Origin of the sequence: Nonomuraea corallina (genome assembly GCF_027620315.1) — a bacterium.
In the GTDB taxonomy this organism is placed as follows: Bacteria; Actinomycetota; Actinomycetes; order Streptosporangiales; family Streptosporangiaceae; genus Nonomuraea; species Nonomuraea corallina.
Genome location: NZ_JAPNNL010000021.1, coordinates 35,868 through 61,703, shown reverse-complemented (window position 1 = coordinate 61,703; position 25,836 = coordinate 35,868). Strand labels below are relative to the sequence as shown.

The following is a 25,836-nucleotide window of genomic DNA, read 5'->3' as shown; positions in this document are numbered from 1 at the left end:
GCGCCGCGCCCCCCCCCCCCCCCCCGGACGCGGAACAATCCTGGGCGACGGCTGCCTAGTGGGCGGCCTCGTACTTCTCCACCACCGAGGAGGCGATCCGGCCCCGCTCGCTGACGGGCAGCCCCTGGCTCCTGGCCCACTGCCGGATCTCGGCGGACTTCTCCCGGCTCAGGGCGCGGGCGGAGGCGCCGCCGGAGACGCGCCGGCCCCGGGCGGGCCGCTCGCCCTTGACCGGGCGGGCCTTGGTGATGAAGGGAGACAGCGCCTTGCGCAAGGCCTCTTCGTTCTTCTCTCCCAGGTCGATCTCATAGGCCACGCCGTCGAGGCCGAACTTGACGATGTTCTCGGAGTCCATCGGGCTTCCGTCGAGGTCGTCAATGAAAATCTCACGAATCTGCTTAGCCATGGTGCAGCTCCATACTCATAGGCCTGTCTCTACTGTAGCGGTCTTCAGTAGAGAGGATGTCCTCCGCGAGTATGATGCCTGCGAAACGCGCCAGGCGAACTCGTGGCGAACACGAACTCGTCCACCCGCGTATTGAACCACGCGCGACCGGACGCGCGCACCCGCGGCAGAAGCGGGCCGATTCTTGACCGGCCGAGCGCTCGCGAACCGCCGCTCTCCGGACCGGACCGTTCCCATGGCGTTCCGGGCCTACCCATCTCACCTGGTGATATCCCGGCATCGGCGGCGTGCGCTCAGGCAACCTCGCAGCCGCCGGGGCGTGCCAATTACCTGCCCTAATGAGAAAAGAGCCGGCCGCCGCCGGCGATGGTTTCGGGCGGTTCTCGAAGCCCTCTGGGGCGGCGGTTTTCGTGGGAGCGGTCTCACGGCGGTTCGGTGCGACACGGACTGCCGCTATCGAAGTCGAATTCAGACGGTATTCCAGCACGGCGGCCGGACTTACGAAGGGCCCGCTTAGGTAAGGGCGAAGGCCGCTCTTGCCGGTGCCGTTCCCGCGACCGCGGGCCGACCGGCACTTGGACGCCGGATGGCGGGCTCCGGGGTGTGGGAACCCGGCTTTCACGCCGAGTATCGTCCGTTGCGGACCCGCTTCATCGCATAAGGTCTCCGCGACGCCCGAAGATCCACACGATTCCGGAGGTCAGGTTGGGCCAGGAGGAGATCCGCCGGCGCAACGTGGGCACCCTGCTCCGCCACGTCCATCTGGGCGGCTCGGTCTCCCGGACGGCGCTGAGCGAGCGGATGAGCCTGAACCGCAGCACGATCATGGCGTTGATCGCCGAACTCACCGCCGCGGGCCTGGTCCGCGAGGAACTCCCGCCGGGGACCGGCCGGGCGGGACGGCCGTCGCTCGTGGTCCGCCCCGAGGCGAGCCGGGTGTACGTGCTGGCCTTCGACGTCGCCGTCGACCGGCTCGTCGCCGCCCGGGTCGCACTCGGCGGCGGCATCGTGGACCGCAGGGAGGCGGTCCGCCCGCGCGCCGGGGCCGACCTCGAGCGCGTGGTCGAGGTGCTCGCCCGGCTCGGCCGCGGGCTGCACCGGGCGGCGCCGCGGGACGCGATCTGCGTCGGCGTGGGCGCGTCGTACTGCGGGATGATCCGGCCCGGAGACGGGATGGTCCGGTTCGGGCCCGACATGGGCTGGGTGGACCAGGCGTTCGGCGCCGAACTGGGCCGCAGGCTGGAGATCGGCCTGCCGGTGAGGGTGGGCAACGAGGCGCACCTGGGCGCGCTCGCCGAGCAGCAGCGCGGAGCCGGCGTCGGCTTACGGAACCTGATCTATCTGCACGGCGACGTCGGGGTGGGCGGCGGCATCATCGTCGGCGGCAAACTGCTGGATGGCGAGAGCGGCTACGGCTGCGAGCTGGGCCACATGGTGGTGAACCCGTACGACGGGCGCCCCTGCGGGTGCGGCTCGCACGGCTGCCTGGAGGCGGAGGTCGGCGAACGGGCGCTGCTCGACGCCGCCGGCCGGCCGGCCGAGCTGTTCGGCCGAGACGCCGTACGGACCGTGGTGGACGACGCCGACCGCGGTGACCCCGCGGCCCAGGCGGCGCTGGAGCACGTCGGCGACTGGCTCGGCATCGGCGTCGCCAACCTGTGCAACCTCTTCAACCCCGGCATGGTGATCTTCGGCGGCACGCTGCGCGAGATGTACCCCGGCGCGGCGGCCCAGGTACGCGCCCGCATCGCCGCCAACGTCCTGCCCGTCGCCCGGGAACGGGTGCGGCTGCGCGTCTCCGCCCTCGGCGACGACGCCACCCTGGTCGGCGCGGCCGAGCTCGGCTTCTCCGACCTGCTGGCCGACCCCTTGGGAGTGCTCGCCCGTACGGCGTCCTAGCCCGGCGGGCCTCACCTGGCGGAACGCGTTACGTACCGGCGTACACATCGTCTGTAGGCTGGTGCGCATGATGCCTGAACGCGACGGCCGCCCGATGCGTGAGCGGATGCTCGCCGGTGACCTGTACATCGCCGACGACCCCGAGCCGGCCGAGCAGAGCCTGCGGGCCATGGACCTGATCTCGGCAGCGGCGTGATCGTCCTGGCCGGGGTCGCCATCGGGGAGAACACGGTCGTCGGCGCCGGCGCGGTGGTCACCCGCGACCTCCCGGCCGACGTGGTCGCGGTCGGCAACCCCGCCCGCGTCATCCGCACGATCGAACCGGCCACCCCATGAACGGCGCGAGGCCGGGATCGCCCGCCCTGAGGAGTGTCGTCGCGACACCCGAGCAGGGGCCGCCATGAGCGAGGCCGCCGCCGCGCCAGAGCGGTCCGCCTCCCGCCGGGCGCGACGGCACGATCCCGGGCGGCGCGATCGGCTGATCGACGCGACCTCGTCCTGACGGTGGAGCTGTACGTGGCCGCGGCGCGCCACCCGGCCCTGCGCGCCGTCACCCAGACGTGGATGGCCCGCAGCCGGCAGGCCCTGGAACGCCGCTTCGACGCCGCCACCGCCCGAGGGCTGGACGCGCTCATCGAGGGCCTCACCCTGCACCACGCGCTGTCGACCGACCCGATGACCCCCGCGCAGCTCCGCCACGCCATCCACCGCTTCCTGCGCTGAAGCCGGGCACGCCGCCGCCGGGGCAGGCGATCCCCGATCAGAGCGGGTGAACCGCTTCGCCGGGGGGCGGCAGGTCCTTGACGAAGAGGATCGCGTCGCTGTCCGTCAGCTGGGCCGGGTCCAGGGGGGCGTACCCGAACCAAGGGGACACGCGAGGGGCGGGCTCGGCGAGGGTGGCGGCCAGCCGGCGGGGATCGACGAGGCTGTGGTCGTCCGGCAGCGCGTACAGGATCCCTTCGAGGGTGCCGGCGGGCGGGGCGTCCACCCCCTGGTGCCGGATCGTGCCGAGGGCCGTGGCCACGAAGGCGTAGTCGTCGCCCAGCCGGGCGCCCACCAGCGCGCCCGCGCTCCACCACTCGGGCCGCAGGTCGCCCATCCGCATCGAGCTCTTGCTCCGCTGCAGATGGGCGTTGTGGGCGTGGACCAGCGCCGGGCCCCGCTCGGCGACGGCGAGGAGGTTGGCGGCCATCATCGAGTCCCGCACCGCGCACAGCCGCGTCACCCGCTCCGCTGACGGGTCGGCCATCCAGAAGTGGTAGCGCAGCAGCCCGGTGGCGGTGCGACCGTACAGGCGCGCCCGGTCCCAGCTCTCCCGCGAGGACGCCGCGAGGAGGTGCGGGGTCTGCGCGTCGAGCAGCGCCACCAGGTCGTCGGCGAGCAGCCTCAGCTCCCTGGCCTCCGCCGTCCGCCCCGCGGACCGGGACGGGTCCATCATCGCGGCGGGCTCGGTCCAGCGGTCGTCGGGGCCGAGCAGGCGCTCGATCGTGTCCTCGGCGCAGGGGAGCAGACCGGCGTCCACGTGGGCGGCGAGGTAGCGGTGAAGCGCGAGGAGGGCCTGCCGGGGGCTCGCGGCGCCGGTGATCTCCAGCGGGCCGTCGAAACCGGCGAAGCGCACCTGCTCGGACGCGGGCCTGCCGTCGTTGTACGCGCGCATCCAGCGCACGAGTTCGCGGTTGGCGGCGGACGTGCCGAACCCGTGGCTGAAGCCGCGCTCCATCACCTCGTCCAGGGTGCCCGCGCCCGAGGTGACGTGGTCGTCCACGACCAGGCCCATCAGGCAGTCGCTCTCGATCGCGATCGACCGGTAGCCCTCCCGTTCGACGAGGTGCCGGAAGAGGTCGTTCCGCAGGTCCAGCAGCAGGTCCTCGCCGTGCGTGGGCTCACCCAGCGCGAGCAGCCGCGGCCGGGCGGGCAGCAGCCCCAGGACGGCGGACGCCTCGAAGGGCTGGACGGCGTCTTCGATGCCAGCAGTCATGCCTTGGACCGTATCGTTGGACGAACCGTTGACACCTGGGCCGGATACCAGCAGGAAAGCACGGCGAAACCTTCAAACCGGCGGCCCACCCGGAGCGGTCCGGCACCCGGCGTCGGCCGCCGATCGGTCACGCGTCAAGCGGAACAGAAGACGCCACGGCGCAGACCCGGAGGCCCGCCGCTTCGGGGCAAACGAAACTCGTTACCGTTGATCCGATGTGGTCGGGGTGCCGCCCGGTGTCTCAGCGTCTGTCCTGCCTCTCCCGCACCACCTGGCGCTCTTGACAGATGCGGCCGAACGAGTGAGCCTTCGCTAAACAGAACGTGTTACTGAACGGTCGCCTGGTGATCCCGACCGTCCCCATCTCCGAGAGGAACGCGGATGACGTCGATCGATGAGTTCCGTGCCAGGGCGCGGGCCTGGCTGGAGCAGCACGCCAAACCCTTCGACGAGGCGGCCGGCTTCGACCTGGAGGGCGGCTCCGTACCGCTGGAGGAGTCGAAGCGGTTCCAGAAGGCGCTGTGGGAGGCGGGATTCGCCGGCATCACCTGGCCGAAGGAGTACGGCGGGCAGGGCCTCGGCGCCGCGGAGCTGATCGCCTTCAACGAGGAGGCGGCCGACTTCGAGCTGCCCACCGGCCCGTTCACCATCGGCCTCGGCATGCCCGGCCCGACGATCCTCGAACTCGGCACCGAGGAGCAGAAGCGGCGCTACCTCCCCCCGCTGCTGCGCGGCGACGAGATCTGGTGCCAGCTCTTCTCCGAGCCCGGCGCCGGCTCCGACGTCGCCAGTCTGCAGACCACCGCCACGCGGACGGAGACCGGCTGGCTCATCAACGGCCAGAAGGTGTGGACCTCGGGCGCCCAGTTCAGCGACTTCGGGGCCATCATCGCCCGGACCGACCCCACGGTGGCCAAGCACCGGGGCATCACGATGTTCATCGTCGACATGCGACACCCGGGCGTCACCGTCCGGCCCCTGGTGGTGGCCACCGGGCACGCGCCGTTCAACGAGGTGTTCTTCGACGACGTCGAGGTGCCCGCGGACGCGGTCATCGGCGAGGTCGGCGAGGGCTGGGGCGCGGCGGTGGTGATGCTCCGCAACGAACGGGTGACCATCGGCGCGGGAGGCCGCGCCCGCTCCAACCCGCTCGGCTTCGACTCGCTCGCCGAGCTGGCCCGCGCCCGCGGCCTGGACACCGATCCCGCCGTCCGCCGCCGCCTCGCGGTCCTGTACGCCCGAGAGTCCGCGCTCGGCGCGTACGGGCGGGTGCTGCACGAGGAGACCACCGCCGGCCTCCAGATCGGCGCCCGCGGCTCCGCAGCCAAGCTGGCCGGCGCGGAACTCGCCCTCTGGGCGGCGGATCTGGCCCAGGACATCCTCGGAGCCGACCTCGCCCTCGGCGCCGCCGACCTGGAACGGGTCGTCATGGCGATCGTGGCCGCCCCGGGCGGAGCGGTCGCCGGCGGCACCAACGAGATCCAGCGCAACATCGTCGGCGAGCGCGTGCTCGGGCTGGCCAAGGATCCGGGAGTCGACCGGAACACCCCCTTCGACCAGCTGAAACTGTCGCGCTGATCACCTCAGGAGCTCACGTGTCACTCATCTTCACCGACGATCAGAAGAGCCTCGCCGAGACGATCAGGCGCTTCGTCGCGCAGCGCACGCCCCTGCCGAAGGTCCGCGAGGTCATCGGCGGCGACCTCGCCTACGACCCGGAGGTCTGGTCGCGGCTGGCCGGGGACCTCGGCCTCGCCGGCCTGACCATCCCCGAGGAGTACGGCGGCGCGGGCGCCACCCAGGCCGACCTGTCGGCGGCGCTGCGCGAGCTGGGAGCGGGCCTGGTGCCCTCGCCGCTCGTGGCCTGCGTGCTGACGGCCGGCGCCCTGCTCGCCCTGGACGACGAGGAGGCCAGGCGCGACCTGCTGCCGCGCATCGCCGAGGGCGGCCTGGTCGCCGCGCCGGCCGTCAGCGAGCCGGGCGACCGCAGGTGGATCCCGGCGGAGCCGGTCACCACGGCCACCGGCTCCGGTGACGAGGTCACCCTGTCCGGCACGAAGGTCGCGGTGCTGAACGGCGCCGAGGCCGACGTCCTGCTCGTGCAGGCCCGCGGCCCGCACGGCACCGGGCTCTACCTCGTACGGAGCCCGGCCGACGGCCTCACCGTGCGCAGGGACCCGGGGGTGGACCCGACCCGCGGCTCGGCGACCGTGACGTTCGACGGCACCCCGGCCAGGCACCTCGCCGGGGACGCGGTCGCCGCCCTCGACCACGTGGCCGACCTGGCGAACCTCGCCCTCGCCTCCGAGCAGTGCGGGGCCATGCTCGCCTGCCTCACCATGACCACCGAGTACGCCAAGGTCCGCTACGCCTTCGGCCAGCCCATCGGCGCCTACCAGGGGGTCAAGCACAGGCTGGCCGACATGTACGTCCTGTGGGCGCTGTCCGACGCGGCACTGCGGGAGGCGACGCGGGCGGCCGACGAGGAGCCGGAGAAGCTCGGCGCGGCCGCCGCCGCGGCCCGCACGCTCACCTCGCCCGGCTACCTCACCGCGGCCAAGGACACCATGCTGCTGCACGGCGGCATCGGCTTCACCTGGGAACACGACGCGCACTTCTACTACAAGAACGCGATCGCCGGGAACGTGCTCGCCGGCGACGCCGACTACCAGCAGGACCGGCTCGCCGGCAAGCTCGGCCTCTGACCGGCGGCCCGGCGGCTCGCCCCGCCGGGTCCACGCCCCCTTTCTCCCTCAAGGACCGGGTCCGCGGCCGCGGAAGGAGCCGCGTCGGGCACCCTGGAGCGGACCCTCGAACCCAGCACCGAGCGGAAGGCGCCGCCATGCCCCAGAACATCGACCTCACCGGCCAGACCGCCGTCGTGACCGGCTGCTCCTCCGGCCTGGGGCGGCGCTTCGCCGTCACGCTGGCCGAGCACGGGGCGAACGTGGTGGCCGTGGCGCGGCGGGCGGAGCGGCTGGCGGAGCTCGCCGGCCAGATCGAGGCGGACGGAGGCTCCTGCCTGCCGCTCGGCGCCGACCTCACCGACGACGCCCAGCTCGAAGGGCTGCTCGACGCGGCCGAGGAGCGGTTCGGCACCGCCACGATCCTGGTCAACAACGCCGGCGTCCCGGACGCCCAGTACGCGACGAAGATGCCCACCGAGCTGGTCGACCGGGTGCTGGGGACGAACCTGCGCGCGCCCTGGCTGCTCTCCTGCGACTTCGCCCGCCGCCTGATCAAGGCAGGGACCGGCGGCCGGGTGGTGAACATCTCCTCCATGGGCGCCTTCGAGTACCGGGGCGGCGGCGCCGCGCTGTACTCGGTGACGAAGGCCGCCGTGGTCAGGATGACCGAGGTGCTCGCCGTCGAATGGGCCAAGTTCCACATCAACGTCAACGCCATCGCGCCGGGCGCGTTCGCCTCGGAGATGATGGACGGCATGGTGCGGCGGACCGGCGACCCCACCGGCTACTTCCCGCGCGCCCGCATGGGCGACCCCCGGCAGCTCGACAGCACGCTGCTCTACCTCGTCTCGCCGCACTCCGAGTTCATCACGGGTACGGTGATCAAGGTCGACGACGGCCAGGGCGGGCGCTGAGCGCCTACTTGCCGGCCTCCGGCTCCGGCATCAGCAGGCGCTTGGCGGCGAACCGCAGCCGCTCCTCGACGTACTCGGGCGTCATCTGGTCGTTGAGCCAGCTGATGACGCTGCTGCTCCACAGCGACTCCAGCATGTGCAGCGCGCGGTACTCGGCCGAGGTGGTGCGGTGGGACGGGCCCCAGGCGGCGAGCGCGATGAGGTCGGCGAGCGTCGTGGGCAGGGACGTCTCCACCAGCGGCGCCGCGTCGTCGGGCCGCCGGTCGAGCGGCTTGGGGATGTGGAAGGCGCTGAGCGCGGCGTGGGCCCAGCCGCGGTTGTACTGCATCGCCCGGAAGGCGCGGTGCAGCACCTCGGCGGCCCGCCCCTCGGGGGTGCGCTGCCGCGGCGGCCGTCGCAGGAGGTCCTGGCGCAACTGGTCGAGCTGCATGATGGTGGCGGCGTTGAGCAGGGCGTCCTTCGACGGGTAGTAGCGGTAGAGGGTCGACAGGGCGACGTCCGCGATGCGGGCGACCTCGCGCATCTGGACCGCTTCGTAGCCGCCTCTGGTGGCCAGGGCCATCCCGGCGTCCAGAACGCGTTCCGCCCGGAAGGCCCGGGCCTCGGGTGTCCGGCCCTTCCTGCTGACACGGCCCACGTGGGACTCCCTTCCCGGCCGGTGGCGGACGCGACCGCAACCCCGCTCGGCGGGGGGTCAACGGGGAAAGCTGGAAGTAAAGAGTACCCGTTATCGAGGCCGGACCGGCTCCCGTCGACTCCGCGGGGGAGCCCTGTCCGAGCAAAGACAACCTGTTCTCCTTATCGGCAGGATCGAGGGCCGAGCGGCGCCTGTCAAGGGAGAACCGCTCTTGTCGTACTAGCCGTAACGTGTTCTACTTAGCGTCAGTTGGGGCCGGGGTGGATCCTTCGGTCGGCTGACCGGCGCGGCGCCGCCGCGCCCCACTCCTCCCATTCCTCCAGATCGGGAAGGGCATCCATGGGTTCTCTCGACGGCAGAGTCGCCATCATCACCGGCGCGGGGCGCGGCATCGGCGCCTCCATCAGCCGCGCCTTCGCCCAGCAGGGCGCGAGGCTCGTGCTCAACGACCTCGGCGCCGGCCCGGACGGCACCGGCGGCGACGCCGGCCCCGCCCAGGACATCGCCAAGGAGGTCAACGCCCTCGGCGGCGAGGCGGTCGCCGACGGCGGCGACATCGCCGAAACCGCGACCGGCAGGCGCCTCGTCGAGCTGGCCCTGGAGGCCTACGGCCGGCTCGACGTCGTCGTCAACGTCGCCGGCATCCTCCGCGACAAGATGATCTTCAATCTGCCGGAGGAGGACTGGGACGCGGTCATCCGGGTCCATCTGCGCGGCCACTTCAGCACCATCAAGCCCGCCGCCGCCTACTGGCGGGAGCAGCGCAACCCCGACGGCCATTACCGCATCATCAACTTCACCTCCGACTCCGCCCTCCAGGGCTCGCCGGGCCAGCCCAACTACGCGGCCGCGAAGATGGGCATCATCGGCCTGACCGCCTCCCTCGCCAACGGCCTGGCCCGGTACGGCGTGACGGCGAACGCGATCGCCCCCGGCGCCGCCACCCGGCTCACCGCCACCGTCCCCGACGACAAGAAGCTCGGCGCGGAGCCCGGCCGGGCCGACGTCATGTCGCCCGACAACATCGCGCCGATCGTCACCTACCTCGCCGGCACCGAGTCCGACTGGCTGTCCGGCCGCACCATCGGCGCCGCCGGCTACGAGGTCCGGCTGTGGAACTCGCCCGAGGTCATCGAGACCATCAGCTCCGACGGGCCGTGGGACCCGCAGGACCTCGCGGCCAAGCTGACCGCGTCCTTCCGGCCCAAGGCGGACGGCCTGCACCCCTCGATCTTCATGGCGCAGCTTCCCCCCACGTGACCCGCGCCGCCCCGGCAGGCCCGCCCTGCCGTACCCGGGGGGCCGGCGGATCGTCCTGCTCCATCCGGGGCGGGCCCGTCCTGCTCCATCCACGCCGACAGGAGAGACGCGCCATGTCCCCTGCCATGTCCCCTGCCATGTCCCCTGCCATGTCCTCTGCCACGGACCCGACGCTTCCAGCCCCCGGCCGCACGCCCTCGGCCCCCGAGGCGCGCGAAGGAGGCAGGCGGTGAGAGCCGCCGTGCACGCCGGTCCCGGCGACGTGGCCGCGTTCGCCGCGTGGGCGGAGGAGGCCGGGTTCGACGCCGTCGCCAGCGCCGAGGTCGACCACGATCCCTTCCTGCCGCTGGCGCTGGCCGCCGGGGCGACGAGCCGGGTGCGGCTGGCGACCGGCATCGCGGTGGCCTTCGCCCGCACCCCGATGGCGATGGCGTACGTCACCCACGACCTGCAGGCGCTGTCGGGCGGCAGGTTCGTCCTCGGTCTGGGGACCCAGACCAAGCCGCACATCACCCGCAGGTTCGGCATGCCGTGGGGCAGGCCGGCGGCGCGGATGCGGGAGTACGTCACCGCCCTGCGCGCCATCTGGGACGACTGGAACACCGGCCGCCCGCTGCGCCACGAGGGGGAGCACTACCGGCACACGCTCATGACGGCCACCTTCCGCCCCGCGCCGCACGGCCACGGCCACCCGCCGATCCACCTGGCCGCGGTCGGCCCGCTGATGACCCGGCTGGCCGGCGAGGTGGCGGACGGGCTCATCCCGCACGGCTTCAGCACCGAGCGCTACTTCCGCGAGGTGACCGTACCGGCCCTGGAGGAGGGCCTGGCCCGCGCCGGCCGGGACCGTTCCGAGGTCACCGTGCACTGCCCCGGGTTCGTCCACGTCCACGGCCCCGGGGACGACGTCGAGGCGCAGCGGCGGATGCTCCGCGGCCGCGTCGCCTTCTACGGCTCCACGCCGGCCTACCGGGGCGTGCTGGCGCTGCACGGCTGGCAGGACCTGCACGAGCGGCTGCACGCCCTGTCGGTCGGGTCCGGCGAGGACCGGTGGGACCGGATGGCCGACCTCGTCGACGACGAGGTGCTCGACACGTTCTGCGTGAGCGGCTCGCTCGCGGAGGTGACGGCGGAGGTCTCCCGCCGGTTCGGCGGCCTGGTCGACCAGGTGTTCCTGCAGCCGTCCGAGGGTGTGCCGATGGCGGAGCTGCGCGCCGCGCTGGCCTCGCTGCGCGGCGCCGACGCCGGCGACCGCTGACAGCGGAAGAGAGGAGCGGCGTCCATGTCCGACGACCCCGTCGTCCTGGCCGACCGTGACGGGAGCGGCATCGTCACCGTCACGCTCAACCGGCCCGGGACCAAGAACAGCGTGCCGCCCCAGGGCTGGACCGAGCTCGCCGGCGTGCTCGGCGACATCGCCGGCCGCGCCGACGACCGCGTGGTGGTGCTCACCGGCGCCGGCGGCGACTTCTGCGCCGGTTCGGACCTGCGCGGCGGCGGCTCAGCGGCGCCGCGCCGCGCCATGCAGGTCGTCAACGCGGCGCTGTTCGCCCTGCGCGACCTGCCCCAGCCCACGATCGCCGCCGTGCGCGGGGTCGCGGTGGGCGGCGGGTTCAACCTGGCGCTCGCCTGCGACCTGGCGATCGCCGAGGAGAACGCGAGGTTCTCCCAGATCTTCTCCAGGCGCGGGCTCTCCGTCGACTTCGGCGGCACCTGGTTCCTGACGCACATGATCGGCCTGCACCGGGCCAAGGAGCTGGCGTTCTTCGGCCGGGTGCTCACCGCGCCCGAGGTCCACGCCCTCGGACTGCTCAACAAGGTCGTGCCCGAGGGACAGGCCCTGGCGGAGGCGTACGCGTGGGCCCGCGACCTGCTGGCCCTCGCCCCGCTCGCCCTGGCCCAGACCAAGGAGATGCTCAACCTCGCCGCCGCCGGGAGCTTCCACGACAGCGTCCTGCGCGAGGCGGCCGCGCAGAACCTCAACGGCACGACCGAGGACACCCGCGAGGCGATCCAGGCGTTCCTGGAGAAACGGGAGCCCGTGTTCCGGAACCGGTAGCTACGCGAGCCCACCGCGGAGCGAGTCCCGGACGGCCACGCCGGCGACGACGAGCGCGGCCAGGACGGCGAGGGCGAGCGGGGGGACCTGCGCGGGCACCAGCAGCGCGGCCACCCCGGCCGCCGCGAGCAGGCCGATGGCGGCGAGCCTGCCCGCCGGCAGGGCGCCGAACACCACCCGCTGGAACAGCGCGTGCCCGGCCAGGAACAGGGCCGGCCCGCCCAGCACGGTGAGCACGGTGCCGGCCGTGCTGCCGCTGAGCGGATGCGCGATCGACAGCTCGTCGCCCACGGCCGCGACGATGATGCCGGCCACGATCGGGATGTGGCAGTAGGTGTAGGCGGACCTGCCGAGCCGCCCGGTGTCGTCGGAGTCGGCCACCCGTTCGGCCGCCGCGTCCGCCGTCCGGTCGAAGTAGACCCACCACATGGCCACGCTGGACAGGAACGCCACGGTGAACGCCGCCACGGTCGCCACCGACAGATGGTCGCCCTTGGCCAGCGTCAGCCCGGTGACCAGGATCGACTCGCCGAGCGCGAGGATCACGAAGAGCCGGCAGCGCTCGGCCATGTGGTCGGCGTCGATCGTCCAGTCGGCCGTCGTGGCCCTGCCGAGGAACGGCATCCGGTACCCGTGCCAGGGCGCCGCGTACTCCAGCAGCAGCGCCACCACCCAGAGCGCCGCCTGCGCGGTACCGCCGGCCAGCGCGCCGCCGATCCACAGCACGCCGCTGATGGAGTGCCAGGCCAGGACCAGCCGGAACGTGTGCCCGATCGGCTCACCCCTTGCCGCGACCGCGACCACCGCCGTCCGCCCGACCTGGATGACCACGTACGCGAGAGCGAACCACAGCGCCCGGTCGCCGAACGCCTGCGGCAGCGCCGCCGCCATGGCCAGTCCCGCCAGCATCAGCCCGGCCAGCGTCAGCCGCATCGCCGGATGGTCCGGGTCGCAGTAGTTGGTCGCCCAGGTGGTGTACATCCAGGCCCACCACAGGGCCAGGGTCAGCAGCAGGGCCTGGGCCGCTCCCGCCAGGTCGAGATGATCGAGGAGCAGGTGGGAGAGCTGGGTGATGGCGAACACGTACACGAGGTCGAAGAAGAGCTCGATGGGGGTGACCTGGGCGGTCCGGTCACGTGGTCGGAGCATCCCTGTCATGGCCGCACTCCTTTGATCGGCCGAGGAATTTACCACGGTGGACGCCTCCGGGGGTGTTGGTTACCTCCGGATGTCGGGGGTAGGCGGCCAGGAACCGGCGTCACCTTCGGGGGAGGGTTCATGACAACGGGTGAGTTCTGGAACTACGGCTTCGGCCCCATGGACGATCTGCTCGCCAGGTTCTTCGGGTACGGCCAGCCCGCCTACTCCCGGCGGGTGGACATCGCCCGGCTGCTCAGCGAGGACGCGATCGAGCTCCTGCGCATGGCGACGGAGCAGGCGGCGGCGTGGGGCGCCGACTACGTCGACACCGAGCACCTGCTGTGGGCGGCCACCCAGGTCGGCACCGCGCGGCAGGTGCTGGAGCAGGCCGGGGCCGACCCGGCCGCGCTGGCCAGGGAGGTCGAGGAGAACGTCGAGAAGCGCGAGCCGAAGCAGGGCCCGATGTCGCTCGCCCCGGCGGCCAAGCGCGCCCTGCTGGACGCCCGGCAGGTGGCGCACGCCACCGGCGCGTCCTACATCGACGCCCGGCACCTGGTGCTCGCCCTGACGGCGAACCCACGCTCGACGGCCGGCCGGATGCTGCGGGAGGCGCACGTCACCCCGCAGTCGTTCGTACAGGAGGGAGCGGGCGAGGGGGAGACGCTGACCGGGCCGCAGCAGCCTCCGAGCAGCACTCCGACCCTGGACCAGTACGGGCGGGACCTCACCGGCGCGGCCCGTGAGGGCGGCATCGACCCGGTGGTGGGCCGCGACGAGGAGATCCTGCGGGCGGTGGAGGTGCTGTCGCGGCGGACCAAGAACAACCCCGCGCTGATCGGCGAACCCGGCGTGGGCAAGACGGCGATCGTGGAAGGGCTCGCGCAGCGCATCGTGGACGGCGAGGTGCCCGAGGCGCTCAAGCGCAAGCGCGTGATCCAGCTGGACCTGCCCGGCCTGGTCGCGGGGACCAAGTTCCGCGGCGAGTTCGAGGAACGCCTGACCAAGGTCATGGAGGAGATCCGCGCGCACAGCGAGGAGCTCATCGTCTTCATCGACGAACTGCACACGGTCGTCGGCGCGGGCGGCGCCGAGGGCGCCATCGACGCCTCGAACATGCTCAAACCCGCCCTGGCCCGAGGCGAGCTGCACGTGATCGGCGCCACCACGCTGGACGAGTACCGCAGGCACGTCGAGAAGGACGCGGCGCTCGAACGGCGCTTCCAGCCCATCCTGGTCCCGGAGCCGAGCGTCGCGGACACCATCGAGATCCTGCGCGGCCTGCGTGACCGGTACGAGGCGCACCACCAGGTCAAGTTCTCCGACGAGGCGCTGGTCGCGGCGGCCGACCTGTCCGACAGGTACGTCTCCAGCAGGTTCCTGCCCGACAAGGCGATCGACCTGGTGGACGAGGCCGGAGCCCGGGTGGCGCTGCGGAGCGGCACCGTCCCCACCGGCACCCGCGAGCTGGAGGAGGAGCTCGACCGCCGCCAGCGGGAGAAGGAACAGGCGGTGACGCGCGAGGACTACGAACGCGCCCGCGAACTCCGCGACGAGATCGCCGAGCTGCAGTCCCGGATCGAGCAGGCCCGCGCCGGCCCCACGGGGGTCGCCGAGGTGACCGTGGACGACATCGCCGAGGTCGTCTCCCGCGCCACCGGCATCCCGGTCGCCCAGCTCACCCAGGAGGAGCGGGACCGGCTGCTGGGCCTGGAGGAACACCTGCACCAGCGCGTGATCGGCCAGGACGAGGCGGTGGCGGCCGTGGCCGAGGCCGTGCGCCGCTCCAGGGCCGGCCTGAGCGACCCGAACCGGCCGATCGGCTCCTTCCTGTTCCTCGGCCCCACCGGCGTGGGCAAGACCGAGCTGGCCAGGGCCCTGGCCGAGGCGCTCTTCGGCGAGCAGGAGCGGATGATCCGGCTGGACATGAGCGAGTTCCAGGAGCGGCACACCGTCTCGCGGCTCGTCGGGGCGCCGCCCGGCTACGTGGGCTACGAGGAGGCGGGCCAGCTCACCGAGCAGGTGCGGCGCAAGCCGTACGCGGTGATCCTGCTCGACGAGATCGAGAAGGCCCACCAGGACGTGTTCAACCTGCTGCTGCAGGTGCTGGAGGACGGCCGGCTGACCGACGGCCAGGGCCGGACCGTGGACTTCAGGAACACCGTGCTGATCATGACGTCGAACCTCGGCGCCGACGTGATCATGAAGCACCCGGGCGAGGACCCGCAGGCGCTGCGCGGCCAGCTCTCGCGGCTGTTGCAGATGCGCTTCCGCCCGGAGTTCCTCAACCGGATCGACGAGATCATCGTCTTCCGCGGCCTCGACACCGAGCAACTGCGCCAGATCACCGGCCTGCTGCTGGAGGACACGCGGCGGCGGCTGCACGCCCAGGGGGTGACCCTGGAGATCGAGCAGGAGGCCGTCGACTGGCTCGCCAAGGAGGGCTACCAGCCGCACTTCGGCGCCCGGCCGCTGCGCCGCACCATCCAGCGCAAGCTCGACAACACCCTGTCGCGCCTGCTGCTGGACGGGACGCTCCAGCAGGGCCAGCGGGCGCACATCGGCGTCAGGGACGGCGATCTGGCCATCACGGTGCTCGACCCGGGCGCCGAGCCGGGCCCCGACACCGAACCGCAGGTCCTGACCAGCCCCGAGCCCCGCCGCCCGGACCGGAAACGGGAGGACGACACCGGCCTCTACCTCTGACCGGCGGCCTCAGTGATCAGATCGTGACCATGCCGACGACACCGGGCTGCGCAGCGCCGACGTCTGCCTGGTGCCCATCCGGGGCGACGACCGGACCGTACGCGAGTGCTCACCGGCGACGCCTCGGATGTGGACGGGGTTCAGCCGATGCGCCAGGTGTCGCCGTCCAGGCAGCTGGTGTCCAGGTTGCACGACGCCTGGTGGATGCGGGTCTTGCGGCCGTACTCGGTGGCCACCGGCCGCACCGACAGGCAGTTGGACTTGCGGCCGCAGTCGCCGCATCCCTCGCGGACGCGCTCGTTGACGAAGACCCGCGTGGCGGGCCGGGGGCCGGCCCTCGCTTGCGCTTGCGCCGGGTCTCGGTCGCGCACTCCTGGTCGTGCAGGAGCACGGCGACGCCCGGGGCGCCGGCGAGGATCCGCTGCGCCTCCTCGATCCGGGACCTGTCCCAGACCTTGACGCCGCGCGGCAGCCGGATCCGGCGGTACCTGCGCAGGTCCTCCGCGGTGATGATGATCTTCGAGACGCCCTCGGCCAGCAGCACGTCCACGGCCCGCCTGACACCCATCCCGCCGACCGGGGCCTGCCCGCCGGTCATGGCCACGGCGGAGCTGCCCTCCAGCGTCTTGGTGGAGGTGTTGTGCGGGCAGTCCGAGCAGAAGTACGGCGCACGCCGCAGGAGCGGCAGCCGGCGGCTCGCCTCCGGGCGGGCCTGGCGCGGCTCGGGCGTCACCGGGACGCCGTTGGCGAGCAGCCTGCGGCGCAGCCGGGGGACGATCGCGTCCACGTCCAGCTCCCCGTAGGCCGGGAACAGCTCCTCGACCACGACGATCTCGGCCAGCCCGTCGGCGAACTAAAGGCGCGGGTGGCCGGCACCATCGGATAGTCGCTAGGCTTATAACGTCTAGAAGAAGGGCGGCGGAGCTACCTGTGGCTCTGTAGTCGTCGTTAGCATCCCGTCTAAAGGAATCAGGTCAGGAGGCTTCCGTGGGGCGTTCGCTCGAAGGGATGCCGGTGCTCGTCACCGGGGGCGGTTCCGGCATCGGCGAGGCGGTGGTGCACCGGCTGGTCAAGGCCGGCGCGAAGGTGACCCTCGCCGGCCGGCGCGCGGAGAAGGTCGAGGCGGTCGCCCGGCGGGCGGGCTCGGGCGCGTGCGGCGTCGTCGCCGACGTGACCGTCGCCGCGGACCGAGAGCGGCTGGTCGCCCGGGCGGTGGAGCACGGCGGCGGACTGGAGGCGGTGGTGCACGCCGCGGGCAACATGTACCGCGGCCCGCTGGAGGAGCTGGAGGAGCGGGCGCTGCACGACGTGTTCGCCTCCAACACGATCGGCCCGATGATGCTGACCGCGCTCGCCCTGCCGCACCTGCGGGAGCGTTCGGGCGCGGTGGTCCTCTTCGGCTCCGTGCACACCCAGCGCGCCTTCCCCGGCGTCTCGCCGTACGCCGCCACCAAGGGCGCGCTGGAGACCCTCACCGGAGTCCTGGCGGCGGAGCTCGGGCCGCAGGGCGTGCGGGTCGGCTGCGTGCGGCCGGGCGGGGTGCTGACCGAGATCAACCAGCGGGCCGGGCTCATGGACTACGCCACCGCCGCCGAGCGGATGCGCTCGCTCGGCCCGGCCCACGCACTGGGTCGCGCCGGCACTCCCGACGAGGTCGCCGAGGCGGTCGAGTACCTGATCACCGCCGAGTGGGCGACCGGAGCCGTGCTCACCATCGACGGCGGCCTCGGCCTCGGCGTCACCCACGCCTGACGGGTCCGCCGGCTGTCCAGGAGGGAGACAGCCGGCGGACCTGGTTCAGGACACGATCTTGCCGGGCTCCAGCCAGTCCTCGCTGACGAGCTTCCACGCGGAACCGTCCCACTCCGCCACCTTCGCGCCGGTCGTCCCGACGTGACCGCCGTCGGCGGCCGGGCCGAAGGTGATCGGCGGGTAGATGCCGGACTCGTGCCCCTTGAGGGACTCGGCGGTCTTCTGGAAGTTCGCCCAGGTCAGGTCGTCGCCCATGCGCGTCACGATCTCGAAGAAGATCTTCGTGCTCGCGTACGCCTGCAACGCGTAGGCGCTGCCGACCTGGTCGGGCGCGACGGCCTGCTGCACGGTGCGCCACGCCACCGCCTCGGGCGACTCCGACGTGGGCAGCTCGGAGATGAACGTGCCGTAGATGCCCTTCGCCGCGGCCCCCGCCGGGCCCACCGTGCCCGCGCTGCCCGTGGTCACGGTCGAGGACGTGCCCATGATGGCGGGCTCCCAGCCCAGCTCGTCGACCGCCTTCATGATCAGGGCCGACTGCGTGTTGTCCGTGCCGAGCACGATGGCGTCCGGCTTCGCCTCACGGACCTTGAGCACCGCCGAGCTCACCTCCGTCGAGTTCGGCTCGGTCGTCTCGTTCGCGACGACCTCGACCCCGACGGTCGCGGCCTCCTCCTTCACCCCGTCCCGGATCGCGTGGCCGAGCTCGTTGTCCTGCCCGATCACGGCGACCTTCTTGACGCCCTTGCCGGCCAGGAAGTCCACGATCACCCTGGCCTGGTCGCGCTGGCTGGTGCCGAGCAGGAACACCGAGTCCTGCTTCGGGTCGGGCGGCAGCACCGGCGCGAACAGCGGCATCCCCTTCTGCGCCAGGTACGGGTAGCTGCCCGGGATGTTGGCCGACCCGGCGGGGGAGACCACCGCGAACACCTTCTCCTGGTCACCCAGGCGGCGGATGTTGGCGACGCTGCGCGCCGCCTCGAACCCGTCGTCGAGCACCACCAGGTTCACCTGGCGGCCCCGCAGCCCGCCCTTGTCGTTGATCTCCTTGACCGCCGCCTTCAGCCCGGCCTCGAAGCCCTTGCCCGAGGTGGCCGCGCCGCCGGACAGCGGCAGGGTCGTGCCGATGGTGAACGTGTCGTCCGTGACACCCTGGACCGCCGCTGCCGCCGCGTCGCCACCGGCCGGAGCGGCGGCCTGGGACGAACAGCCCACGACGGCGAGCGCGGTCAGCAGGGCGGGCAGGGCGGTGAGCGTGAACCGTCGTGGCCTCATGGGACCCTCCAGTGAGATGGTGCGAGTGTTCAGCCGAGGTAGGCGTTCAGCCCAGATAGGCGTTCGGCCCAGATAGGCGTTCAGCCCAGATAGGCGTTCAGCCCAGATAGGCGCGGACGAGGTTCTCCGACTGCGCGAGCTCGTGGGCGGGGCCCGAGGTGTGCACGGCTCCGCCGGAGAGCACGTACGCGCGATCGGCGATGTCGAGCACGGCCGAGTGCTGCTCGACGAGCAGGAACGCGGTGCCCGACTCCGCGCGCAGCCGCGCGACCAGCCCGAGCAGCTGGGTGACCAGGATCGGCGCGAGACCGAACGACATCTCGTCGACCATCACCAGGCGCGGCCGGCCGATGAGCGCCCTGGCGACGGCCAGCATCTGCTGCTGGCCGCCGGACAGCGAGCCGGCCGGCGCGCCCAGCTTGTCGCGCAGCGCGTCGAACACCTCCAGCAGCCGCTCCTCGTCCTGGGCGACGTCCCGGGCGCCGCGCCCGCGAGCGGTGGCGCCCAGGCGCAGGTTCTGCCGGACGGTGAGCGAGGAGAGGATGCCGCGGCCCTCGGGGACGTGGCCGAGGCCGAGCCTGGCCCTGGCCTCGGGGGTGCGCCTGCCGAGGGTCGTGCCGTCGAAGCTGACGGTGCCCGACCAGGTGGGCAGCACGCCGGAGACGGCCCGCAGCGTCGTGGACTTGCCCGCGCCGTTGACCCCGAGCAGCGCGACGATCTCGCCCTCCGCCACGTCGAGGTCGACCCCGCGCAGCACCGGGATCCGGCCGTAGCCGGAGGTCAGCTCACGTATCGACAGTAGCAACGCCGGCTCCCAGGTAGGCCTTGACGACATCGGGGTGGGCGACGACCTCGGCCGGGGTGCCGTCCGCCAGGATGCGCCCGAAGTGCAACGCCGCGACCCGCGGGCACAGCCGCGAGACCAGCTCCAGGTCGTGCTCGATGATCAGGATGGACAGCTCGTCGCGGGCGCCGATCTCGGCCAGCGGCGCGACCATCCGGTCCACGTCGGCGGCCGACAGGCCCGCGGCGGGCTCGTCCAGCAGCACGATGCGCGGCCGGGGCGCGAGCGCGCGGGCCACCTCCACGATCTTCTGGCTGCCCAGCGGCAGGTTCCCGACCGGCTCGGCGGCGCGGTCGGCGAGCCCGAAGGCGTCGAGCAGCTCGCGCACCCGCTCCCGGGCCGCGCGAGCCGCCCGCGATACGCCGAGGAAGTCGGCCAGCCCGCCGCCGCGGGCCACCTCGGCGTCCAGCCCGGCGAGCACGTTCGCCTCGACCGTCAGCTCGGCCACCAGCCGGGGCGTCTGGAACGTGCGGCGCACGCCCCTGCGGGCCACGACCGCCGGACGGCCGGACGGGACCGGCTCGCCCGCGATCCGCACCGTCCCCTCGACCGGCCGGACGTAGCCGGTGACCACGTTGAACACCGTCGTCTTGCCGGCGCCGTTCGGGCCGATCAGCCCGGTGAACCCGGGGCCGATGGCGAGGTCGACGCCTTTCAGCACCTCGTTGCCGCCGAACCGCACGGCGATCCCCGACAGTTCGAGGGTGTTCATCGGGCGGCTCCCGTCAGGTCGGCCTGCCCGGACACGGGCGGCGGTTCGGAGGCGGGCGGGGCCGGGCGCCTGGCCCGCAGCCGGGCGGGCAGCGAGGCCAGCCCGCGCGGCAGGAACGCGATCGCCAGCGCGAGGATCAGCCCGTACACGAGCCGCTGCCAGCTCCCGAGGTCCTGCAGCAGGTCGCGGAGCACCACCACCACGACGGCGCCGAGGAACGGCCCGGCGACGTAGCCCACGCCGCCGAGGAACGCGACGACCAGGAACTCGATGAGCAGCCCCATGTCGAAGATCTCCGGCGTCAGGTACGACAGGCACTGCGCGTACAGCGCCCCGGCGATCCCGCCGATGAACGCCGACAGCGCGAAGGCCAGCAGCTTCGTGCGCGTCGGGCTCACGCCCAGCGACGGGGCGGCGATCTCCGCGTCGCGCACGACCCGCAGCCGCCGGCCGAGCCCGACGCGCCCGATGCGCATGACGACGGCCGTGGTGAGGGCGGCCACGCCCAGGCACAGGTACCAGCGGCTGCCGTCGACGTCGAGGCCGGGCAGGACCATCGGCTGCACGGCGGTGCCGGCGATGCCGCCGGTGATCGGCGTGGCCTCCACGAACACGCGGATCATCAGCTCGGCGAACGCGAGCGTGGCGATCGCGAGGTAGAAGCCGCGCAGCCGGGTGGCCGGCAGCCCGATGAGCACGCCGAACAGCGCGGCGACCAGTCCGGCGGTGAGCGTCGCGACCGGCCAGGCCCAGCCCTGGCCGACCAGGAAGGTGGTCGCGTACGCGCCCACGCCGAGGAAACCGGCCTGGGACAGGGCGATCTGCCCCGACCACCCCATGATCAGGACGAGTCCGAGCCCCGCCGTCGCCGTCACCATGACCAGGCACGCCTGGAAGAGCAGGTACGGGTTGACCAGGCCGGGCAGGGCCAGCAGGACGAGCGCGGCCGCCAGGGCGCCGGCGGCGCCGGCGATCCGCCACGGCGCCGGCAGGGGGAGCCGCCTCATCAGACCTCCCTGACCTGGTGGCGGCCGAACAGCCCCTGCGGCTTGATCGAGAGCACCACGACGATGGCCAGCAGCGCGATGGCCGTCTTGCTCGACGTCGAGATGTACGCGCCCGCGAGGTTCTCCGCGACGCCGAGCGCCAGCCCGCCGACGAAGGCCCCGGTGATGCTGGAGAACCCGCCCAGCGTCGCCGCCACGAAACCCTTGATGAGCAGCCCGGACCCGTTCTGGTCCGTGAGCAGCGAGGCCTGCCCCTGCAGCAGCAGCGCGATCGTGGCGATCGCCCCGGCCAGGGCCCAGGAGGTGCGGAACACCGTCGTGACCGAGACGCCGAGCAGCCGCGGCGTCACGCGGTCCTCCGCGATGGCCTGCATCTGCACACCGAGCGGCGTACGGAAGAACAGGATGAGCCCGACCATCACCGCGAGCCCCGCCGCGATGCTGACCAGCTGCTCGTAGGCCACGATCTGCCCCGCCACGGTGAACGAGCCCGCGAACGGGGAGTCGATCTTGCGGGGCTCGGAGCCCCAGACGAGCTGGACCACCGCGTTGATCACGACGAAGACCGCGATCGTCATCAACACGGTGGCGAAATGGTTCTCCGCCAGGATCGGCCGGATAGCCGTGCGTTCCACCACTACGGAAAGGGCGATGCCGATGAGCAACCCGATCGGCACCGCCACCCACCACGACAGCTGCGCTCCGTCGATGAGCGCCCAGGTGCAGAAGGCCGGGAATAAGCCCAGCTCAGCCATGGCGAAGTTGGGTACATCGGTCGCTTTGAGAACGAGGACGATGGCGAGCGCCATGAGCGAGTACCAGCTTCCCGCCTGCAACCCGCTGATGATCTGTTGCCACACGGTGATGCCTCCTACCGCTAGTCGTCAGGATGCTAACGTCCAACGAGAGAGTGCGACAGTCCCGATTTGGCAACGACGCGGATCGGCGCGGTCGGCGGAGAGTGACCGGGGGCGCACGGCCTGCGGGCATGCGGAAACGGCGTCCGCCGAACCGGTGGACGCCGTGCCAGGGCAGGCGGACCCGCCCCGATCAACTCGGGGTCAGCCCGTGATCAGCGCGAGCCGGCTTGTGACCGCCCAGGGTCAGCGCGGGCCGTCGGCGCCGCGGCGCCGCCCGGAGCCGCCCGGGGTCTCGCGGGCCCCCCTCTTGAGCAGCGTGGCTGGCGCGCCGTGGTCGGCGCGCAGGCGCAGCAGCGCCGGGTCGGACTTCCAGAACGACTCGAAGTCCTCGGCGGCGAACTTCTCCACGATCAGGTGCATGGCGATGTCGTGCCGTACGTACTCGACCGCGACCAGGACCACCGCCGGGTCGTCGGTGTAGACGCCCCAGGCCTCCTCGTTGATCACGCCGCCGATGACGGCCTGCTCGCGGTCGGCCACGACGACCAGCAGCCGGCAGCCCAGGTTCTCCAGCGCCACCTTGGGGCTGGAGAAGCGGTGCTGGGTGGTGTGGCCCACCGGGTCGGGGTCGTCGCCGAAGACGACCGCGGAGACGTCGACGCCGTCCGCCTCGGCCCGGCGGGCCAGGGCCTTGAGCGGCTCGATCTCGGCCGGCCAGCCGGACAGGAACAGGTCCCTGCGCGCCGCGGCGACCACGTCCTCGGCCCGGGTGAGCAGCGACGACCGGTCGGTGAGGTTGTGGATCAGCCGCACCTGGGTGGGCGAGGCCACCTCGGGCAGCGCCTCGCGCAGACTGTCGATCGACTGGTCGAACTCGCGCCGCATCCGGTCCAGCAGCGACGCCGGGGGCAGCGAGATGTAGCCCACGCCCGCGTCGCCCAGCCGCACCTCGTAGGCCGCCCCCCGGCCCACGAGCTTGCCCAGCGTCTCGTAGACCGTGCTGCGCGGCACCCCGGAGCGCTTGGCCACCTCGTAGCCGTTGAGCGGGGCGCCGGCGGCCACCAGCGCGACGTAGGCCTTGGCCTCGTAGCCGGACATGCCGAGGCGCTGAAGCTCTTCGATCACTCTCTGCTGAGACACGTTGCCATCGTCGCATCACCTCGGGGTCCGGGACGAATTCCGATCACCACCGGGCAGTCTAGCCAGGACCTCGAATAGTCGTTAACCTTCACACGCATACCGAGGTTCGAGGAGAGCCGATGGCTGACAGCATCTTGATCACCGGAGGCGCCGTCATCGACGGGACCGGCGCCGCGCCGCGAGCGGGCGAGGCGGTGCTGATCCGGGGGGACCGGATCGCCGCCCTGGGCGCCGAGGCGGTGGCCGAGGCCGAGTCGGGCGGCGTGGACGAACGGATCGACGCGACCGGCCGCACGGTCATGCCCGGCCTGATCGACGCCCACACCCACCTCAGCTTCGGCGAGCCGACAGGGAACGACGAGCTCTTCCACCACAGGACGCAGGGCTACAGCTCGATGCTGTCGGCCTACCACGCGCGCAAGGTGCTGCGCGCCGGGGTCACCGGCGTGCTCGACGCCGACTGCCTGTGGTCCATCGGGGTCGAGCTGCGCGACGCCATCGACACGGGCATCGTCGAGGGCCCCCGCATGCGCGCCGGGGGACAGGCCCTGATGACCATGCTCGGCGGCACGGCCGGCCGGATGATCGCCGACGAGGGCACCACCGGCTACGCGACCGTCGTGCACAACCGCGACATGATGGTCAAGGAGGTGCGCCGCCAGATCAAGTACGGGGTCGACTGGATCAAGATCATGGTCACCGGCCTGATCCCGTCCATGAAGGGCCCCGAGGTCCAGGTCTGGAACCTCGACGAGCTGCGTACCGTCTGCGACACCGCGCACGAGCTCAACACCAAGGTCGTCGCCCACTGCCGCAACTCCGCGAGCACCCGCGACGCCGCCCGGGCCGGCGTCGACCTGATCTACCACGCCTCCTACATGGACGACGAGGCGCTCGAAGCCGTGATCGAGTCCGGCAGCGCGCTGTGCCCCACCTTCACGCTCCTCGGCAACCTCGCCGACTACGGCCAGAAGATCGGCAGCGCGCCCGAGCTGCTCGACGTGTTCCGCGCCGAGATCGAGATCACCGCCGCGCAGATGGCCAAGGCGCACGCCGCCGGCGTGCCGTTCCTCACCGGCTCGGAGACCGGCTTCGCCGTCACCCCGGTCGGCGAGTGGCACGCCCGCGAACTGGAGATGTTCGTGCAGTACATGGGCATGACGCCGATGGAGGCGATCGTCGCGGCCACCCGCAACGGCGCCTTCGCGCTGCGGATGGAGGGCGAGGTCGGCACGCTGGAGCCCGGCCGGCTCGCCGACGTCCTCGTCATCGACGGCGACCCGCTGCGGGACATCACGATCCTGCAGGACCGCGCCCGCATCGCCGAGGTCGTCAAGGGCGGCCGCCGGATCGACCTCACCACCCCGATCCCCGAGCGGCGGATGCGCTCCACCGACCAGGTCCGCTTCCTCGCCTCCTGCCCACTGACCCGCGGCCTGGCCCTGACGGAGGAGCAGCTGGAGAAACTGGCCCGTGTCTGACCAGCGCCACGGCCCCCCGGCCACCGGGTCGTCCGAGGGCGCGGGCGGGCGGCGCGCGCCGGTGATCGACGTGCACGCGCACGCCGTGCTGGAGGTCAGCCTGGGCGCGGCCGGGGCCGCGGGGCCGGAACTGGGCGTCGCGGACGACGGCACGCCCTTCTACCGCGTCGGCGGATACGTGCTGCGCGGCGTGCGCTACGCGGGAAGCCCGTTCATGGACGTGGACGTCCGCGTCGCGGCCATGGACGAGGCCGGCGTCGACGTCCAGTTGCTGTCGCCCAACCCGCTCACCTACTTCGACCGGCTGGACGCCGGCCCGGCGCTGGCGTACGCGCGGACCCACAACGACGCGCTGGCCGCGACGGTGGCCGCGTACCCGGGGCGGCTGCTCGGCGCGGCCCAACTGCCGGTGCAGGACGTCGGCGCGTCGATCGCCGAGGCCCGGCGCGCGGTGCGCGAGCTGGGGCTGGCGGCCGTGTACGTGGACACCGACCCCGCCGGACGGACCCTGGACGACCCTGAGCTCGACCCGCTCTACGAGGCTCTCGTGGACCTGGACGTGCCGCTGTTCGTGCACCCGTCGCCGCTCGGCCCCGACGGGCCGCCGGCCGATCCCCGGCTCCGGCGCTTCGACCTCGACCTGCTCTTCGGGTTCGCCCGCGACGAGACGCTGGCCGTGGCCGCGCTGGTCTTCGGCGGCGTGCTGGAGCGGCATCCCGGCCTGGACGTGTGCGTCTCGCACGGCGGCGGCGCGGCCGCGTTCGTCGCCGGGCGGTTCGCCCGCGCCGTCGTCAAGCGCCCGTGGGCCGGGGCGAAGCTGCGGGAGAACGGCTTCGAGCACTACTACCGCCGCCTGTGGTTCGACACGCACGTGCACGACGAGCGGGCGCTGAACCTGCTGGCCGAGCACGCGGGCACCGAGCGGCTGGTGTTCGGCACGAACTTCGCCGGCTGGGACTCCGGCGCCCACGAAGGGCCGGGGCTGGACCCCGCCGTCCTCTCGGCCAACGCCGCCAGGCTCCTCCGCCTGAACGACCTGTCCGCCTGAACGACGTGTCCGCCTGAACGACCTGTCCGCCTGA

The 25,836-nt window shown here is 72.6% G+C and carries 25 protein-coding genes and 1 pseudogene; 15 read left to right on the top strand and 11 right to left on the bottom strand.

The genetic code is table 11. From position 1 onward, the window contains the following. Positions 1 to 55: 55 nt before the first annotated feature. A complete protein-coding gene (locus OUY22_RS08500; protein WP_270154264.1) occupies positions 56 to 406 on the bottom strand; it encodes a histone-like nucleoid-structuring protein Lsr2 in 351 nt (116 codons plus the stop codon). Between the two features lie 705 nt (positions 407 to 1,111). Here OUY22_RS08500 and OUY22_RS08495 point away from each other — a divergent pair. The 4 genes and pseudogenes from OUY22_RS08495 to OUY22_RS08480 all read left to right on the top strand — a co-directional run bounded on the left by OUY22_RS08495 (position 1,112) and on the right by OUY22_RS08480 (position 3,028). Then, positions 1,112 to 2,305: an ROK family transcriptional regulator gene (locus tag OUY22_RS08495; RefSeq protein ID WP_270154263.1), complete on the top strand. Its 1,194-nt coding sequence runs from the start codon at positions 1,112 to 1,114 to the stop codon at positions 2,303 to 2,305. A gap of 67 nt (positions 2,306 to 2,372) precedes the next feature. After that, positions 2,373 to 2,501, top strand: coding sequence for a maltose acetyltransferase domain-containing protein (locus OUY22_RS08490; RefSeq protein ID WP_270154262.1), 129 nt, complete (start codon positions 2,373 to 2,375; stop codon positions 2,499 to 2,501). Further along, a pseudogene (locus OUY22_RS08485) lies at positions 2,486 to 2,641 on the top strand (sugar O-acetyltransferase); the annotation flags it as partial. The gene OUY22_RS08490 and the pseudogene OUY22_RS08485, both read left to right, overlap by 16 nt. Before the next feature lie 33 nt (positions 2,642 to 2,674). Beyond that, positions 2,675 to 3,028 carry a TetR/AcrR family transcriptional regulator gene (locus tag OUY22_RS08480; protein WP_270154261.1) on the top strand — a complete coding sequence of 118 codons (354 nt, stop codon included), beginning with the start codon at positions 2,675 to 2,677 and terminating at the stop codon, positions 3,026 to 3,028. 37 nt (positions 3,029 to 3,065) lie between these two features. Here the strand turns inward: OUY22_RS08480 and OUY22_RS08475 are convergent, their stop codons facing one another. Then, positions 3,066 to 4,283 carry an erythromycin esterase family protein gene (locus tag OUY22_RS08475; RefSeq protein WP_270154260.1) on the bottom strand — a complete coding sequence of 406 codons (1,218 nt, stop codon included), beginning with the start codon at positions 4,281 to 4,283 and terminating at the stop codon, positions 3,066 to 3,068. A gap of 381 nt (positions 4,284 to 4,664) precedes the next feature. Between OUY22_RS08475 and OUY22_RS08470 the strand changes: the two genes are divergently transcribed. From OUY22_RS08470 to OUY22_RS08460, 3 genes are all read left to right on the top strand, one after another. Beyond that, positions 4,665 to 5,861: an acyl-CoA dehydrogenase family protein gene (locus OUY22_RS08470; protein ID WP_270154259.1), complete on the top strand. Its 1,197-nt coding sequence runs from the start codon at positions 4,665 to 4,667 to the stop codon at positions 5,859 to 5,861. A gap of 17 nt (positions 5,862 to 5,878) precedes the next feature. After that, positions 5,879 to 6,988 (top strand): acyl-CoA dehydrogenase family protein, encoded by a 1,110-nt coding sequence (locus OUY22_RS08465; RefSeq protein ID WP_270154258.1) that lies wholly within the window; start codon positions 5,879 to 5,881, stop codon positions 6,986 to 6,988. Between the two features lie 137 nt (positions 6,989 to 7,125). Beyond that, positions 7,126 to 7,884 carry an SDR family NAD(P)-dependent oxidoreductase gene (locus tag OUY22_RS08460; RefSeq protein ID WP_270154257.1) on the top strand — a complete coding sequence of 253 codons (759 nt, stop codon included), beginning with the start codon at positions 7,126 to 7,128 and terminating at the stop codon, positions 7,882 to 7,884. A 4-nt stretch (positions 7,885 to 7,888) separates the two neighbouring features. Here the strand turns inward: OUY22_RS08460 and OUY22_RS08455 are convergent, their stop codons facing one another. Further along, complete coding sequence (locus OUY22_RS08455; protein ID WP_270154256.1) at positions 7,889 to 8,521, bottom strand: TetR family transcriptional regulator; 633 nt, start codon at positions 8,519 to 8,521, stop codon at positions 7,889 to 7,891. A gap of 339 nt (positions 8,522 to 8,860) precedes the next feature. On the opposite strand from OUY22_RS08455, the gene OUY22_RS08450 reads away from it, so the two are divergent. From OUY22_RS08450 to OUY22_RS08440, 3 genes are all read left to right on the top strand, one after another. After that, the gene (locus OUY22_RS08450; protein ID WP_270154254.1) at positions 8,861 to 9,781 is read left to right on the top strand and encodes an SDR family NAD(P)-dependent oxidoreductase; all 921 of its coding nucleotides are present in this window, start codon (positions 8,861 to 8,863) and stop codon (positions 9,779 to 9,781) included. A 229-nt stretch (positions 9,782 to 10,010) separates the two neighbouring features. After that, positions 10,011 to 11,039, top strand: coding sequence for a TIGR03617 family F420-dependent LLM class oxidoreductase (locus OUY22_RS08445; protein WP_270154253.1), 1,029 nt, complete (start codon positions 10,011 to 10,013; stop codon positions 11,037 to 11,039). 24 nt (positions 11,040 to 11,063) lie between these two features. Continuing rightward, a complete protein-coding gene (locus OUY22_RS08440) occupies positions 11,064 to 11,840 on the top strand; it encodes an enoyl-CoA hydratase/isomerase family protein (RefSeq protein WP_270154252.1) in 777 nt (258 codons plus the stop codon). On the opposite strand, the gene OUY22_RS08435 is transcribed toward OUY22_RS08440, so the two are convergent. Beyond that, the gene (locus tag OUY22_RS08435) at positions 11,841 to 12,998 is read right to left on the bottom strand and encodes a low temperature requirement protein A (RefSeq protein WP_270154251.1); all 1,158 of its coding nucleotides are present in this window, start codon (positions 12,996 to 12,998) and stop codon (positions 11,841 to 11,843) included. A 120-nt stretch (positions 12,999 to 13,118) separates the two neighbouring features. Between OUY22_RS08435 and OUY22_RS08430 the strand changes: the two genes are divergently transcribed. Beyond that, the gene (locus tag OUY22_RS08430; RefSeq protein WP_270154250.1) at positions 13,119 to 15,683 is read left to right on the top strand and encodes an ATP-dependent Clp protease ATP-binding subunit; all 2,565 of its coding nucleotides are present in this window, start codon (positions 13,119 to 13,121) and stop codon (positions 15,681 to 15,683) included. A 140-nt stretch (positions 15,684 to 15,823) separates the two neighbouring features. Here the strand turns inward: OUY22_RS08430 and OUY22_RS08425 are convergent, their stop codons facing one another. Further along, positions 15,824 to 16,054, bottom strand: a complete 231-nt coding sequence (locus OUY22_RS08425; protein ID WP_270154249.1) for a hypothetical protein — start codon at positions 16,052 to 16,054, stop codon at positions 15,824 to 15,826. Positions 16,055 to 16,189: 135 nt separating this feature from the next. Between OUY22_RS08425 and OUY22_RS08420 the strand changes: the two genes are divergently transcribed. After that, positions 16,190 to 16,486 carry a hypothetical protein gene (locus OUY22_RS08420; protein WP_270154248.1) on the top strand — a complete coding sequence of 99 codons (297 nt, stop codon included), beginning with the start codon at positions 16,190 to 16,192 and terminating at the stop codon, positions 16,484 to 16,486. Between the two features lie 184 nt (positions 16,487 to 16,670). Continuing rightward, positions 16,671 to 17,435, top strand: coding sequence for an SDR family NAD(P)-dependent oxidoreductase (locus OUY22_RS08415; RefSeq protein ID WP_270154247.1), 765 nt, complete (start codon positions 16,671 to 16,673; stop codon positions 17,433 to 17,435). Positions 17,436 to 17,480: 45 nt separating this feature from the next. Here the strand turns inward: OUY22_RS08415 and OUY22_RS08410 are convergent, their stop codons facing one another. The 6 genes from OUY22_RS08410 to OUY22_RS08385 form a co-directional block, all read right to left on the bottom strand. Continuing rightward, the gene (locus OUY22_RS08410; protein WP_270154246.1) at positions 17,481 to 18,710 is read right to left on the bottom strand and encodes an ABC transporter substrate-binding protein; all 1,230 of its coding nucleotides are present in this window, start codon (positions 18,708 to 18,710) and stop codon (positions 17,481 to 17,483) included. Positions 18,711 to 18,807: 97 nt separating this feature from the next. Further along, complete coding sequence (locus OUY22_RS08405; protein ID WP_270154245.1) at positions 18,808 to 19,515, bottom strand: ABC transporter ATP-binding protein; 708 nt, start codon at positions 19,513 to 19,515, stop codon at positions 18,808 to 18,810. Continuing rightward, on the bottom strand, positions 19,496 to 20,266 hold the full coding sequence (locus tag OUY22_RS08400) for an ABC transporter ATP-binding protein (RefSeq protein WP_270154243.1): 771 nt from the start codon (positions 20,264 to 20,266) through the stop codon (positions 19,496 to 19,498). The genes OUY22_RS08405 and OUY22_RS08400 overlap by 20 nt, the downstream gene beginning before the upstream one ends. Then, positions 20,263 to 21,273 (bottom strand): branched-chain amino acid ABC transporter permease, encoded by a 1,011-nt coding sequence (locus tag OUY22_RS08395; protein WP_270154242.1) that lies wholly within the window; start codon positions 21,271 to 21,273, stop codon positions 20,263 to 20,265. The genes OUY22_RS08400 and OUY22_RS08395 overlap by 4 nt, the downstream gene beginning before the upstream one ends. Further along, the gene (locus tag OUY22_RS08390) at positions 21,273 to 22,133 is read right to left on the bottom strand and encodes a branched-chain amino acid ABC transporter permease (protein ID WP_270154241.1); all 861 of its coding nucleotides are present in this window, start codon (positions 22,131 to 22,133) and stop codon (positions 21,273 to 21,275) included. The genes OUY22_RS08395 and OUY22_RS08390 overlap by 1 nt, the downstream gene beginning before the upstream one ends. A 243-nt stretch (positions 22,134 to 22,376) precedes the next feature. After that, entirely contained in the window at positions 22,377 to 23,273 is an 897-nt protein-coding gene (locus OUY22_RS08385) for a TrmB family transcriptional regulator (protein WP_270154239.1), read from the bottom strand. Between the two features lie 119 nt (positions 23,274 to 23,392). Here OUY22_RS08385 and OUY22_RS08380 point away from each other — a divergent pair, with 119 nt between their 5' ends. Then, complete coding sequence (locus OUY22_RS08380) at positions 23,393 to 24,754, top strand: metal-dependent hydrolase family protein (protein WP_270154238.1); 1,362 nt, start codon at positions 23,393 to 23,395, stop codon at positions 24,752 to 24,754. After that, on the top strand, positions 24,747 to 25,802 hold the full coding sequence (locus OUY22_RS08375) for an amidohydrolase family protein (protein ID WP_270154237.1): 1,056 nt from the start codon (positions 24,747 to 24,749) through the stop codon (positions 25,800 to 25,802). The genes OUY22_RS08380 and OUY22_RS08375 overlap by 8 nt, the downstream gene beginning before the upstream one ends. Positions 25,803 to 25,836 lie beyond the last annotated feature (34 nt).

Coding starts and splice junctions, on each gene's coding strand:
- OUY22_RS08470 (WP_270154259.1), top strand. CDS start 4,665: ATGACGTCGATCGATGAGTTCCGTGCCAGGGCGCGGGCCTGGCTGGAG.
- OUY22_RS08435 (WP_270154251.1), bottom strand. CDS start 12,998: ATGACAGGGATGCTCCGACCACGTGACCGGACCGCCCAGGTCACCCCC.
- OUY22_RS08400 (WP_270154243.1), bottom strand. CDS start 20,266: ATGAACACCCTCGAACTGTCGGGGATCGCCGTGCGGTTCGGCGGCAAC.
- OUY22_RS08500 (WP_270154264.1), bottom strand. CDS start 406: ATGGCTAAGCAGATTCGTGAGATTTTCATTGACGACCTCGACGGAAGC.
- OUY22_RS08395 (WP_270154242.1), bottom strand. CDS start 21,273: ATGAGGCGGCTCCCCCTGCCGGCGCCGTGGCGGATCGCCGGCGCCGCC.
- OUY22_RS08475 (WP_270154260.1), bottom strand. CDS start 4,283: ATGACTGCTGGCATCGAAGACGCCGTCCAGCCCTTCGAGGCGTCCGCC.
- OUY22_RS08460 (WP_270154257.1), top strand. CDS start 7,126: ATGCCCCAGAACATCGACCTCACCGGCCAGACCGCCGTCGTGACCGGC.
- OUY22_RS08440 (WP_270154252.1), top strand. CDS start 11,064: ATGTCCGACGACCCCGTCGTCCTGGCCGACCGTGACGGGAGCGGCATC.
- OUY22_RS08430 (WP_270154250.1), top strand. CDS start 13,119: ATGACAACGGGTGAGTTCTGGAACTACGGCTTCGGCCCCATGGACGAT.
- OUY22_RS08490 (WP_270154262.1), top strand. CDS start 2,373: ATGATGCCTGAACGCGACGGCCGCCCGATGCGTGAGCGGATGCTCGCC.
- OUY22_RS08410 (WP_270154246.1), bottom strand. CDS start 18,710: ATGAGGCCACGACGGTTCACGCTCACCGCCCTGCCCGCCCTGCTGACC.
- OUY22_RS08450 (WP_270154254.1), top strand. CDS start 8,861: ATGGGTTCTCTCGACGGCAGAGTCGCCATCATCACCGGCGCGGGGCGC.
- OUY22_RS08380 (WP_270154238.1), top strand. CDS start 23,393: ATGGCTGACAGCATCTTGATCACCGGAGGCGCCGTCATCGACGGGACC.